Origin of the sequence: Parabacteroides sp. AM17-47, assembly GCF_003434625.1 — a bacterium.
Classification (GTDB): Bacteria; Bacteroidota; Bacteroidia; order Bacteroidales; family Tannerellaceae; genus Parabacteroides; species Parabacteroides distasonis.
In genome coordinates this window covers 195,291-208,739 of sequence record NZ_QTLI01000008.1, presented here as the reverse complement: position 1 = coordinate 208,739, position 13,449 = coordinate 195,291, and the positions used below count along the sequence as shown (strand labels likewise).

12 protein-coding genes are annotated in these 13,449 nt (G+C 42.9%); 8 read left to right on the top strand and 4 right to left on the bottom strand.

Features of this window, described 5'->3' with window-relative positions; genetic code table 11:
* The 3 genes from DW205_RS08470 (at nt 1) to DW205_RS08460 (ending at nt 2,832) form a co-directional block, all read left to right on the top strand.
* Nucleotides 1-1,392 carry a TolC family protein gene (locus DW205_RS08470; RefSeq protein WP_005865140.1) on the top strand — a complete coding sequence of 464 codons (1,392 nt, stop codon included), beginning with the start codon at nt 1-3 and terminating at the stop codon, nt 1,390-1,392.
* A 23-nt stretch (nt 1,393-1,415) separates the two neighbouring features.
* Nucleotides 1,416-2,183, top strand: a complete 768-nt coding sequence (gene lpxA, locus DW205_RS08465; protein ID WP_005865142.1) for an acyl-ACP--UDP-N-acetylglucosamine O-acyltransferase — start codon at nt 1,416-1,418, stop codon at nt 2,181-2,183.
* A gap of 184 nt (nt 2,184-2,367) precedes the next feature.
* Nucleotides 2,368-2,832: a hypothetical protein gene (locus DW205_RS08460; protein ID WP_005865144.1), complete on the top strand. Its 465-nt coding sequence runs from the start codon at nt 2,368-2,370 to the stop codon at nt 2,830-2,832.
* A 267-nt stretch (nt 2,833-3,099) separates the two neighbouring features.
* On the opposite strand, the gene mdh is transcribed toward DW205_RS08460, so the two are convergent.
* A complete protein-coding gene (gene mdh / locus DW205_RS08455) occupies nt 3,100-4,041 on the bottom strand; it encodes a malate dehydrogenase (RefSeq protein WP_005855409.1) in 942 nt (313 codons plus the stop codon).
* 272 nt (nt 4,042-4,313) lie between these two features.
* Here mdh and DW205_RS08450 point away from each other — a divergent pair, with 272 nt between their 5' ends.
* From DW205_RS08450 to DW205_RS08435, 4 genes are all read left to right on the top strand, one after another.
* Nucleotides 4,314-7,091 (top strand): SusC/RagA family TonB-linked outer membrane protein, encoded by a 2,778-nt coding sequence (locus tag DW205_RS08450; protein WP_005865146.1) that lies wholly within the window; start codon nt 4,314-4,316, stop codon nt 7,089-7,091.
* A 12-nt stretch (nt 7,092-7,103) separates the two neighbouring features.
* On the top strand, nt 7,104-8,729 hold the full coding sequence (locus tag DW205_RS08445) for a RagB/SusD family nutrient uptake outer membrane protein (protein ID WP_005865148.1): 1,626 nt from the start codon (nt 7,104-7,106) through the stop codon (nt 8,727-8,729).
* An 89-nt stretch (nt 8,730-8,818) separates the two neighbouring features.
* Entirely contained in the window at nt 8,819-9,112 is a 294-nt protein-coding gene (locus DW205_RS08440) for a nucleotidyltransferase family protein (RefSeq protein ID WP_005865150.1), read from the top strand.
* On the top strand, nt 9,105-9,485 hold the full coding sequence (locus DW205_RS08435) for a DUF86 domain-containing protein (protein ID WP_005865152.1): 381 nt from the start codon (nt 9,105-9,107) through the stop codon (nt 9,483-9,485). The genes DW205_RS08440 and DW205_RS08435 overlap by 8 nt, the downstream gene beginning before the upstream one ends.
* A gap of 41 nt (nt 9,486-9,526) precedes the next feature.
* On the opposite strand, the gene DW205_RS08430 is transcribed toward DW205_RS08435, so the two are convergent.
* From DW205_RS08430 to DW205_RS08420, 3 genes are read right to left on the bottom strand one after another with little or no spacing between them, the layout of a single operon-like run.
* Entirely contained in the window at nt 9,527-10,711 is a 1,185-nt protein-coding gene (locus DW205_RS08430) for a class I SAM-dependent rRNA methyltransferase (RefSeq protein ID WP_005865154.1), read from the bottom strand.
* Nucleotides 10,712-11,293, bottom strand: a complete 582-nt coding sequence (locus DW205_RS08425; protein WP_005855416.1) for a 3'-5' exonuclease — start codon at nt 11,291-11,293, stop codon at nt 10,712-10,714.
* A complete protein-coding gene (locus tag DW205_RS08420) occupies nt 11,290-11,838 on the bottom strand; it encodes a DUF5063 domain-containing protein (RefSeq protein ID WP_005865156.1) in 549 nt (182 codons plus the stop codon). Before DW205_RS08420 ends, DW205_RS08425 begins: the two co-directional genes overlap by 4 nt.
* 211 nt (nt 11,839-12,049) lie before the next feature.
* Here DW205_RS08420 and DW205_RS08415 point away from each other — a divergent pair, with 211 nt between their 5' ends.
* The gene (locus tag DW205_RS08415) at nt 12,050-13,435 is read left to right on the top strand and encodes an aldo/keto reductase (protein WP_005865158.1); all 1,386 of its coding nucleotides are present in this window, start codon (nt 12,050-12,052) and stop codon (nt 13,433-13,435) included.
* The last annotated feature ends 14 nt before the right edge of the window (nt 13,436-13,449 follow it).

The window sequence follows — 13,449 nt, the reverse complement described above, 5'->3', positions numbered from 1 at the left end:
ATGACAATGAAGAAACAAATTATATATATGGTATGTGCGACTGCTTTGTTAAGCAGTTGCCATATCTATAAGGCATACGAGCGTCCGGATTCCATCGATGCGACGGGAATTTATCGTGATCCGGTTTCCGAGACTGATACATTAGCCTCCGCGGATACGACCAATATGGGAAACCTTCCTTGGAAGGAAGTTTTTCGTGATCCGAAGTTACAGGCGTTAATTGAGGAGGGATTAGCCAATAATGTAGATATGCAGGCAGCCGTTCTTCGGGTAGAGGAAGCGAAAGTATTGTTGACTTCCGCCCGTCTGTCTTTCTTGCCTTCTATTAATTTCGCTCCCCAAGGGACGATTACATCGATTGGAAATAGCGAATACGTAAAGGCTTACTCAACGCCTTTGGCCGCTAGCTGGGAGGTTGACCTATTCGGAAAGCTTTTGAACGCGAGCCGTGGCCAAAAAGCTTCCTACTTACAGAGCCAGTATTCAAGACAGGCCGTGCGCTCTCAATTGATCGGTGGTATAGCGAATACTTATTATACCTTGTTGATGCTTGATCGGCAGGTGGAAATTACCGCTAAGACGGTTGATATCTATAAAGAGAATGTTCGTGTCATGGAGGCTATGAAGATAGCGGGTATGGCTACCGAGGCTGCCGTGACGCAAATGCGTGCCGCTTACCATCAGGTTTCCGGCTCGTTGATCGAGTTGGAGAGCCAGGTGCGTAGCGTGGAAAACTCATTGTCCGTGTTATTGGCTAAGGCCCCTCAACAGATTGATCGGGGTACTTTGGAGGAACAAGTAATGCCGGAGGATATCATGGTGGGTGTGCCTTTGCAATTGTTAGAGAATCGTCCGGACGTGAAGATCGCGGAGATGACACTTGCTAGTGCCTATTATACGACGAACAAAGCCCGTGCCGCTTTTTATCCGGGATTGAATATCACGGCGACAGCAGGCTGGACGAATGGTTCAGGCATCTCTGTCGCCAATCCGGGCCAATTTATGTTTCAAGCTTTGGCTTCGTTGGCCCAACCGATCTTCAACAATGGTAAGTTGGTCGCTAACTTGAAGGTATCGAAGGCAGAAGAGAAGATCGCTCAAATGAATTATCAGCAGACAATTCTGGAAGCAGGTAAGGAGGTGAGTGATGCTTTACATCAGTATGATGCCACGAGCAAGAAGCTTGTCCAAGATAGAGCGCAGATCGAGCAGCTAGAGAAAGCGGTGGCTTATACCAGCGCCTTGTTCCAGTCGGCTCAATCTACTTATTTGGAAATCCTTTCCGCACAGCAGAGCCTCTTGAGCGCTCAGTTGACGGAAGTGTCCGACAATGTGCAACGTATGCAAGCGGTTGTCAGTTTATACAGTGCCATCGGTGGTGGTAGAGAATAATAACCTTTAAATGTAGTAAAGTTATGATTAGTCCATTAGCATATGTAGATTCAAGCGCAAAGATCGGGAAGAACGTTACGATTCATCCTTTTGCGTACATTGATAAGAACGTGGAGATCGGGGATGATTGCGAGATCATGCCTCATGCCAGCTTGATGAGCGGTACACGCATGGGAAATCGCAACCGTGTATTTAACGGAGCTGTTATCGCTGCTGAGCCTCAGGATTTCTTTTATAAGGGAGGTGATACGATTGCCGTAATCGGAGATGACAACGTGATTCGTGAGAATGTGGTGATTAACCGTTCCTCGACAGCGGAAGGACGTACTAGTATCGGTAATGGTAATTTCTTGCATGAGGGGGTACATGTTTCTCATGATACGCAGATCGGAAACCGTAGTGTATTCGGCTATGGTAGTAAGATTTCCGGAAATTGTATCTTGGAAGATTATGTGATCTTTGGAGGCAATGTATTGATGAGCCAAGGATCCCGGGTTGGGGCTTGGGCGATGATTCAAACCGGCTGTCGTTTCCGTAAGGATATACCTCCTTTTATCGTAGCGGCTCAAGAGCCTACCACGTATTATGGCGTGAACTCTTTCATCATGTCTCATGAGGGATTCAGTGAAAAGGTTATCAAGCACATCAGTCATGCGTACCGGATCATCTTCCAAGGAAACAGCAGCCTTACGGATGCCTTGTTAATGATAAAGGATCAGGTTCCGATGAGTAAGGAGATCCAACATATTATAGATTTCGTTGGTGAGTCTAAATTAGGTATTCTCAAATAAATACCAATAACAAACGATAGGTAAAAGCCGAAGGAAATCATTTCCTCCGGCTTTTTTTATATAATGGAAGGACGGTTTGGTTAATAATGTTTGTTAAATAATGGTAAACGTGCAGCATTTGTCTCTTTTTAAGTGTCTTACTAATAAGACAACACGCAATGAAATCCAATAAAGGAGGTTTAATATGAAAAAGTCATTTTTATTATATCTTATCATGTCTGTATTTCTCATCGGTTATTGCGCTTGCGATAATGATGAGGAAAATTTTGATACGGCTACTACCGGACAAGTGATCAAAGTCCCGGATGATATCAAATCTTTTAATTCAGTTACAAAAGAAATCGTTTTCGAGAAGAATATTTCTATCAAGCAAGACGTGCGAGGCAATGAGAAGGTTGAATTCCGGATAGCTGGAAACGGTCACTTCACGGTAGGCAGTATCTCTTCGATAAGTTCCGTTATCTATAATGCCCCAGTCTTATTAGGGGATTATCAGAGATATTATTTATATGATGGATATCCTGTTGTAGATGTTCTACAAAATGAGGTAAGGAACCAAGAGGAAAGGGACGAAAACATGCAAAAGATAAAGAAAGCTTGGAGCAACTTCCTGAAAGTATTAAATGAGGCTGGAAAGTTGAAGCAGTAATTACCGGTTTAGGATGAAACGAATAAACTTAGTGAAGCTCGTATTGAACTAGTGAAGGCTTTTCATATTCAAACAAAAACTGTACTTTTGTCATAAATGCTTTACCGTGATCTTTTGAAATAAATCAATGGAGATACGTATGTATCTTCAAAGATTGAAAAATACGAATATTATCTTCGTTCCGTCGTAACTGTCCGTATCCACATAAAAAGAAAGAGGCCAACCCCGAAGGATCAGCCTCTTTTATCGCTTTAATAGAAATTCAAATTAAAGTGCACCCACTTCTTTCAAAGCCTCGTTAGTCTTATGAACAGCGGCAGCGCTCTTAGCGAACAACTCTTTCTCTTCAGCTGTCAATTCCAACTCAACGATCTTCTCGATACCGTTCTTGCCAAGGATAACAGGAACACCGATGCAAAGATCAGATTCACCGTACTCACCTTCCAAGTAAACAGAGCAAGGAACCATCTTACCTTGGTTGTGAATGATAGACTCAACAACAAATGCTCCAGCAGCACCCGGTGCATACCAAGCAGAAGTACCTAACAATTTAGTTAATGTAGCGCCACCAACCATTGTGGAAGCAACAACCTCTTGCAATTTCTCTGCGCTTAACAATTTGCTAACAGGGATACCTTTGTAAGTAGCCAAGCGAGCCAACGGAATCATTGTAGTGTCACCGTGACCACCGATTACCATACCCTCAACCTCGTTAGCGTTACAGCCTAGAGCCTGAGATAAGAAATATTTGAAACGAGAGCTATCCAAAGCACCACCCATACCGATGATACGGTTCTTCGGCAAGCCTAAAGACTTCAATGACAAATAAGTCATTGTATCCATCGGGTTAGAGATAACTACCAAGATTGCATTCGGAGAGTATTTCAAGATGTTTTGAGCTACGCTCTTAACGATACCAGCGTTAACACCGATCAGTTCTTCGCGAGTCATACCCGGTTTACGAGGAATACCAGAAGTGATAACTACAACGTCAGAGTTAGCTGTCTTCTCATAATCGTTTGTGCAACCTACAACCTTAGTATCGAAACCTAGCAATTGAGCGGTCTGCATCATATCCATCGCTTTACCTTCGGATACGCCTTCCTTTACGTCTAGCATTACAACTTCGTCTGCCACTTCATTGAAGGCAAGAACATTTGCGCAAGTAGCGCCTACATTTCCGGCACCAACAACTGTTACTTTTGACATAATAAATAAGTTTTAGTATGTTATTACTTAATAATACGCTATGTTTTTTAACGATGGCAAAGGTACAATCTATTACGGAATAAAGAAATATTTCCGTATATATTTTTGAGGGACATTATTAAATATCGCTAAAGCCTTGTCGAGGCTTCTTGACAACTTGGTACGCTTTTATTTTTAAGATCTTGAGGAAATGTTGTATCTTGGGTGCGAACAAAACTTAACCGAGGGAAGTTTTATTTACATGGGTTATTAATCTTAAATCCAACGTACTTATGAAAGTTCTTATATATATCCGAAAAGTCCTGTTTTTGTTTCTGTGCGGGGCCTTGTCTTTCTCTTACGGCTACGGTCAGGAGCTGCCGCTTCTGCCGGATACGATCAAGCCTCTCTTGTCGGACTCCAATTTGATAGATGAGTTGATCACTGTCGGATATGCTACGGGCAATCGCAGTACTTTATCCGGTTCTGTAAACCGGGTGAATGAAGGGGGAATGAATGAGGGATTGATCTCTACACCCTTGGACGCTCTTCGGGGAAGGGTGTCCGGCGTTAGTATCCCGGTTGGAGGAAATAGCGCCGCTGCCTTGGCTGCCGTCCGGGTCCGGGGTACAACTTCCTTAACGGGAGGTAATGATCCGTTGGTGATTATTGATGGGGTTTTTGCCGATCTTAATTTGCTTAGCTCGATCTATCCGGCGGATATCGAGAACTTCACGATCTTGAAAGATGCCTCTGAGACTGCTCAATATGGTTCTCGTGGTGCTTCCGGTGTTATCGAGGTAACGACTAAGAAAGGGCGGCAGGGAGCTTTTAGTATCAGTTATGATGGGAGTTTCGGTGTGGAGGCGGCTTATAAAAGTTTGGATATGTTATCGGCGAATGGTTTCCGGAAACTGGCGGAGGAACGTAATATCGGTATTTTAGATTTAGGGAATAATACGGACTTTCAGGATGAGATCACCCGGTTAGGGTTGGTGCAGAATCATCATATCGCTTTTGGGGGTGGTTCGGAGACTTCCAGTTATCGTGCCTCCTTGGGATTTGTGGAAAGGGAAGGGGTTATCCGAAATACGAACTCACGTAATTTTACGACCAAGTTGAATATTACGCAGCATGCGTTCAATGATCTTCTGGTCTTTGATTTAGGCATATTTGGTTCCTTGCTGAAAAATGCTTATTTAAATGATGTACAGAAGATGTTCTATTCCGCCGCTACTTTCAACCCGACATTTCCGAATCATAAGAATATGGAGACGGGTAGCTGGGATCAAATAACCAACGCTAGCCAGATCACGAATCCTTTGGCTTGGTTGGAGGTGAAGGATGATGATTCGAATGCTCATATAAATACGCACTTAAAACTGGTTTTTAACTTGAGTAAGCATTTAATGTTTACGGCTTTCGGTTCGTATACTTATAATGTAATAGATAACGCCCAATACCTCCCTACTTCGGTTTGGGCGCATGGGCAGGCTTATCGGGGGGAGCGGAAAACAGAATCTTTATTGGGAGATTTCATGTTGGCCTATAAAAAAGACTTTGGTTTGCATCAACTAAATGTATTGGGATTGGCGGAAGCTCAGAAAATGATAACGAGAGGTTTTTATACGACTGCGACGAATTTCAGTACCGATCGTTTTGGTTATGATAATTTACAGGCAGGTGCGGTACGTTTATGGGAGGGGACCGGTTCTTACTATGAGGCTCCTCATCTAGCATCTTTCCTTGGACGTGTGAATTATATTTATGATGGAAAGTATATCGCTACCGTGAATGCTCGAGCGGATGCCTCCTCGAAAGTGGGGGCCAATAATAAATGGGGATTTTTCCCTTCGGCTTCTGTCGCTTGGGTGTTGACCGAAGAGGAGTTTATGGAAGGTATCTCGTGGGTAAGGAATTTAAAGATTCGTTTGGGATATGGCCTTTCCGGTAATCAAGACGCGATCGATTCTTACAATTCTTTGCGATTGATGAAGCCTAATGGGGTTGTTTCCGTAAATGGTGCGCCCACCGTTACCTTGGGTACGATCCGTAATGCGAATCCGGACTTGAAATGGGAGGTAAAACGTACGTTCAATGCCGGTATCGATGCCGGGTTTTTCGACAATCGTTTTATTCTTGCCGTAGATTATTATAATTCCAAGACGGATGATATGTTGTATTTATACGATGTAAGCGTTCCGCCTTTCGCTTATAATAAAATGTTGGCGAATCTGGGATCGATGCGAAATAGTGGCGTGGAATTGGGTATTGGCGTCACGCCCTTGCGTACGAAAGATATGGAATTGAATATAAACGTAAACGTAACTTTCCAACGGAATAAATTGCTCTCCTTGAGCGGTTACTATAAAGGGGAATATATGTCCGCCCCGGAATATACTAGCATCTCGGATTTAAATGGGGCTGGTTTCCATGGAGGGTATAATCATATCGTTTATCAAATGGTCGGACAGCCTTTGGGTGTTTTTTATTTACCGAAATGTACAGGTTTGGTTTCCGATGGGAATGGCGGCTATAAGTATGAGATTGAGGACTTGAATGGAAACGGGGTGAGTTTGGAGGATGGTGAGGATCGTTATATTGCGGGACAAGCCATGCCGAAAACACTTTTAGGCTCTAATATCAGTTTCCGGTATAAACAATTCGATCTATCAGTACAGATTAACGGAGCCTTTGGGCATAAGATTTATAATGGAACATCGCTAACTTATATGAATATGGATATATTCCCGGATTATAACGTGTTGCGAGAAGCTCCATCCCTGAATATTCAAGATCAGACGGCTACGGATTATTGGTTGGAGAAAGGGGATTATATCAATTTTGATTATTTGACGTTGGGTTGGAACGTGCCTCTGGGTAATTTAAGGAAATATGTAAGAAACGTACGGCTTTCGGTTTCCGTAAATAATTTGGCGACAATTACAGGTTATTCGGGATTGACTCCGATGATAAATAGCTCTATCGTAAATAATACGTTAGGTATAGACGATAAGCGATCTTATCCGGTGGTTCGTTCCTATACGATGGGGTTGAGTTTTAATTTTTAAAAAGGTGTTCGTATGAGAAAGCTTTCTATTTTATCCTATATATTTGCGGGTTTGATGTTATCGTCGTGCGATGGCTATCTGAAAGAGGACCCTCGTGATCAGCTTTATCCGGAGGATGCGTACGATACCCCTCAGAATGTCTATCTGAATACGGTTGCTTCCTTATATAATTATATCGGAGGTTATAGCGATAGCCAAGGATTGCAAGGAACGTACCGGGGTGTCTACGACTTGAATACCTTTACGACTGACGAGGCCATGCTCCCGACTCGTGGCGGCGACTGGTATGACGGTGGTTTCTGGCAAGGTCTCTTCTTGCATAAGTGGGGAACGAATAGTGACGCTATCCAAGCTACTTGGGAATATCTGTATAAAGTAATCGTATTAAGCAATCAATCTTTAGAGATATTAGGCGAGTTGCGGCAAAAAACGGATTATAACGATTTAGATCGGTATGAGGCGGAGGTTCGTGCCTTGCGTGCGATGTATTATTATTATTTAGTCGATATGTTTGGCCGTGTCCCTCTTATCGTTTCTTCTTCCATTCCGGTGAAAGACGTGCGGCAGAGTGACCGGAAAGAGGTCTTTGATTTTGTTGTAAAAGAATTACAAGAATCCCTTTTGTTATTGAGTACGGCGCATAGTAATTCGCCCGGCGATTATTATGGAAGGATTACGAGACCGGTTGTTTATTTTTTATTGGCGAAGTTGGCCTTAAACGCAGAAGTGTTTACGGATAACGACTGGACGGATGGTCTGCGTCCGAATGGACGGGAAATCTATTTTAGGGTAGGCGAGAGGAAGTTGAACGCTTGGCAAACGGTTGTGGCGTACTGTGATTCAATAACGGACTTAAACTATAGCTTATCTCCGAACTATGCGGATAATTTTTCTGTATTTAATGAATCGTCCGGAGAGAATATTTTCACGATTCCGATGGATAAGAACTTATATACGAGCCAAATGCAATATCTTTTCCGCTCCCGTCACTATAATCATGCCAAAGCATATGGATTGGGGGGAGAGAACGGCTCTTGCGCTACGATAGAGGCCCTTCGGGTATTTGCGTATGGGACGGACTCGGTCGATACCCGGTTTTATGAGAATTATTACGCCGATACGATGTTTGACCTCAATGGTGATACGATTCGGTTAGATAATGGGACTCCTTTGGTATATTTACCTCTAGAGGTTAGGTTGGATTTGTCTAGGTTGCCTGCCGAGAAAACGGCGGGTGCCCGCATGAAGAAATACGAGATCGATAAGATGGGGACGAAAGATGGAAAGCTATCGGATAATGATATCGTATTATTCCGTTATGCGGATGTCTTGTTAATGAGATCGGAAGCGAAAGTTCGTAATGGAGAGAATGGGGATGAAGAGTTGAATGCCGTTCGTTTCCGTGTGGGAATGTTACCTCGTAAGGCGACATTAGAAAATATTTTGGCTGAGCGTCAACTGGAATTGGCTTGGGAAGGCTGGAGGAGGCAGGATTTGGTACGTTTTGGAAAGTTTACCCGCCCTTATACGGATCGCCCTCAATTGCCCCATGAATCGAATGGCTATACCACCGTTTTCCCAATTCCCGATAAAGTCCGTTCCTTGAATCCTAATTTGATACAGAATCCGGGATATTAGTAGATTTGGATTGTATTTATCAATTATGTAATAATTTGGAATATAGGAAGATTTTATTTTTCTTTGTGTAAAAAGTAAAACGTTTGTCTATGAGATCGCAAAAAGAGTGTATAGAATTGCTACGTGGCTATTTTCAAAATAAGGCTAAAGATTATGGCATTGTTCGTATGGCCCTTTTTGGTTCAGTCGTGCGAAATGAACAAACAGAGGAGAGTGACGTAGATATTGCTTACGAAGGGGAAGCTAATCTATTATTACGTAGCCGAATGAAACAAGAGTTAGAGTCTTTGTTTGGATGTAGAGTCGATATCATTCGTCTTCGCAAACAACTTGTTGATAGTGTATTTGGACAAAATGTCGAAAATGATTTGATTTATGTTTGATAAGGTACGGATTGGCTCATTGTTAGATCGAATAGAAAATTCGATTCTCTTAATACAGAGTAAATCGGGGGAGATAAATTGTCCGGATGATTTCCTTTTGAGTCAAGATGGTATGTTCATTTTAAGTGGCATCTGTATGCAGTTGGTTTTTATTGGAGAAAGTGTCAAGACTATTGATAATAAAACTAATCATAGTTATTTAATAAAATATACAGATATACCTTGGACTGCTATTATGGGATTAAGGGATATTATAGCTCATGAGTATCATCGTATTGATGAGGAAGAGATCTTTGCGGTTGTGAATAAAGACTTAATTTCTCTTTTGAAAATAATTCAGCAAATGAAAATGGATTTAGAGACAATAAATTAAGGGTGAAAATAATATTCAATTTCTCACCCTTAATATCTATTTTACTCTATATACAATACCAATCCCTTTAAATATTCACCTTCCGGATGGTAGATATTCACCGGATGGTCTGCGGGTTGGGTTAATTGATGCAAGATACGAACGCTACGGCCGGATTGGGCGGCGGCGCTAAATACAGCTAAACGGAAGTTTTCCTTGCTGACAACCTGTGAGCAGGAGAAGGTAAACAAGATTCCTCCCGGCTTGATCTTCTCGAAAGCGATCGCGTTTAATTTGCGATACCCTTGTAAGGCGTTACGTAGTACATTCTTATGTTTAGCGAACGCAGGAGGGTCCAATATGATTAAATCATAATTACTTCCCATTTTTTCCAAATACTTAAACGCGTCTTCCGCATATGCCTCATGACGGGGATCTCCCGGGAAATTCAACTCGACATTCTTTTTCGTCAAAGAAATCGCTTTCGCCGAACTATCTACGGAATGAACCACCTTAGCGCCTCCTCTCATCGCATAGAAAGAGAAACCGCCCGTATAACAGAACATATTCAATACGGAGCGATCTTTTGCGTAATACTCCAACAAAGAGCGATTCTCCCGTTGATCCACGAAGAAACCTGTCTTTTGGCCTTTCTGCCAGTCTACACAGAATTTCAGTCCGTTTTCTATAGCGATATCTTCCACTTCGCCTCCGAATAAGTAACCATCTTCGCTACCTAAATTCGCTTTATAAGGTAAAGTCGCTTCCGATTTATAGTAGATGTTTTGTAAAGTATCGCCCAATACCGCTTTCAAAGCCTCCGCGATCTGATGACGGGCATAATGCATTCCTACCGAATGTGCTTGCATAACCGCCGTATGCGCATACATATCGATCACCAATCCCGGTAAGTTATCGCCTTCGCCGTGAATCAGGCGGAACGTATTATTATTTTCTACCCCAGCCAGCCGCAAGGTCTTTCTGAGTTCGTAAGCGATACGGATACGTTCAACCCAAAAAGCATCGTCGATGGCGATTGGGGTGAAAGATAACACACGTACGGCGATACTGCCGATTTGGTAATGGCCGATCGCCAAAAAACGCTGGTTCGCTCCGTATACCTCTACCAAGTCACCCTCTTCCGGATCGCCTTCAACAGATTGGATCGCTCCGGAAAATACCCATGGATGGAAACGCAATAGCGATTCTTCTTTCTTAGGCTTGAGAAAAACTTTACAATACTCCATTTATGCTTGATTCAATAAATTATATATTCTTAGGCAGGCCCAAGCATCGAGGGCCGCATATTTCTTTTGTGAGTCTGTCAATACATCCGCCTCCCAATTCGTGAGGCGTTGTCCTTTTGATATCTTTTTTTGGAAAAGTATCGCATATATCTTTTGCAGGCTGGCATCCTCGATGCCGAACTGGCCTACGTAATTCTGTAAATCAAGGAAATTAGCGGGTTCTATATCCGAACGCTTCCGTATCGCCCCGAAATCATCCCGTAAAGATAACCCGATCTTTAAGGTCGAACTGCTTTTTAGGAATTTCTCCAGAGATTCCGGTATACCGATATGATTCAAGCGGAACAAGAAACAAGTATCATCCGTTGATATCTGCATCAATGAGATCTTGTAACGCTGTCCCTTCTTAAAGCTGGGACGGGTCTCCGTGTCAAAACCAACGATCGGAAAACGCAGCAAGTACTCTACGGCCTTGTCTGCCTCCTCTTTACTAAGGATCGTAATGATACGTCCCTTGAATTCCTCTACGGTAAGTTTCGCTATTTCCTCTTTAGCAATTGTATGTATAAATTGTTGTATCATTCTTCCTCTTCATTCTTTTCCAAATCCTCATCACCACTGTAACGCACAGCGTGCAACGCTTTCAAGGCATTCAATAATTGCTGTCCCCAGTATTCTTGGAAGTTCGTGCGGCACAAAGCGATAGCCTCTTGCATAACTTCCTCGTTTCCTTGACGGAATAAAGATACGAAATTTCCTGTATCTTGATAGACATCAGCCAAGTTCTCGGAAATAAACGCTGCGATAGGAGTATCGCTATACCGCATATCCGCATGAAATGTTTCCAGATAGGAATCTCGTTCGCCAAGCAAACCGGCTATCCGTGAACGAACCGACTCGTACATGTCTTCTGAAACGGAAAGCTCGAGTTCGGTTTCCTCTTCAGATTCCACTTCGGGCAACAGGCTGGCCTTTAAGTATAAAAGAGGCAAAAGTTTTGTCGCCTTATCTACGAAGTCGAAAAGCCCGGTATTTCCGGCGGTCTCAACAAAGGTACAATATTCCAGTGCTACCGTAACAAATTCTAGCGTGTTGCGCTCGTATATCGGATTTTCTTCTTTTTCCATGTGCCTGTTCGTCTAATCATTCTTGATAACAATTCGCAAAAATACAACAAAAATCCGTTTTTTTCGTGATAAAGTCCCGAATATTCTTTTTAGTCGGGGATTGCTCTCCTATATATTTCCTGTTTTATTATTTTTGTGCAATTAATAGAAGGAATGTTAATGATAGACTAATGTTGGATATACTAATTAGGATAAAAAAACCGATCGAGTTATGAGTTCATGTGGAAAGAATGAGAACCCTCAAGAGATGAATCGCCGTAAATTCTTGAAGGTATTTGGGGGTGGGGCTGTCGCCTCTTCGGCGGCGCTTTACGGTTGCGCTCCCAAGAATGAGCCGGGGGCGGCTGTGGCGTTAGGTGAGGTTCCTACCGATAAAATGACCTATCGCCAACATCCTACGAATGGCGATAAGGTTTCTATTTTAGGATATGGTTGTATGCGTTGGCCCTTGAAACAAGGATCGGACGGTAAAGACCAGATTGATCAAGAAGCCGTGAATCGTTTAGTGGATTATGCGATAGAACATGGGGTGAATTACTTTGATACTTCTCCTGTTTATGTACAAGGTATGTCCGAGAAAGCGACCGGTATCGCATTGGCACGCCATCCTAGGAACTCCTATTATTTGGCCACTAAACTGTCAAACTTCCAGAACTATACGAGAGAAAACTCGTTGGCGATGTATCGGCAGTCGTTCCGTGATTTGCAAACCGATTATCTGGATTATTATTTGCTTCACTCTATCGGTGGGGGGAATGGTATCGAGCTTTTCAATGACCGCTATATAAATAATGGAATGCTTGATTTCTTGGTGAAAGAACGGGAAGCGGGACGTATCCGTAACCTAGGTTGGTCTTTTCATGGGGATGTAAAAGTGTTTGATTATGTGTTGGATATGGGCGTGAAATGGGATTTCGTTCAGATCCAGCTGAATTATCTGGACTGGAAACATGCCTCGGGGCGTAACGTAAACGCTGATTATCTGTATGGCGAATTAGAGAAGCGAGGTATTCCGGCGGTTATCATGGAACCGCTATTAGGAGGTCGCTTATCGAATGTTCCGGATCATATCGTTGCTCGTTTGAAACAGCAACGGCCTGAGAATAGCGTGGCTTCATGGGCTTTTCGTTTCGCCGGCTCTCCGGATGGGGTCTTGACGGTGTTAAGCGGCATGACGTATATGGAGCATTTGCAAGATAATATCCGTACCTATTCCCCGCTTATTCCGGTAACGGACGAGGAGAAAGACTTTTTGGAAGAGACGGCCCAGCTTATGATGAAATATCCGACAATACCTTGCAATGATTGCAAATATTGTATGCCTTGTCCATATGCGTTGGATATTCCGGGCATTCTTTTACATTATAATAAATGTGTGAACGAAGGAAATGTTCCGAAAAGCGCGCAAGACGAAAATTACGCGAAAGCTCGTCGTGCCTTCTTAGTCGGTTATGACCGGAGTGTCCCAAAGTTGCGTCAAGCGAACCATTGTACAGGGTGTGAGCAATGTAATCCTCATTGTCCGCAGGGTATCGATATCCCCAAAGAGATGCAGCGTATCGATAAATTCGTGGAAGAGTTGAAAGTGAATGGTTAACCTTTAAACAAACG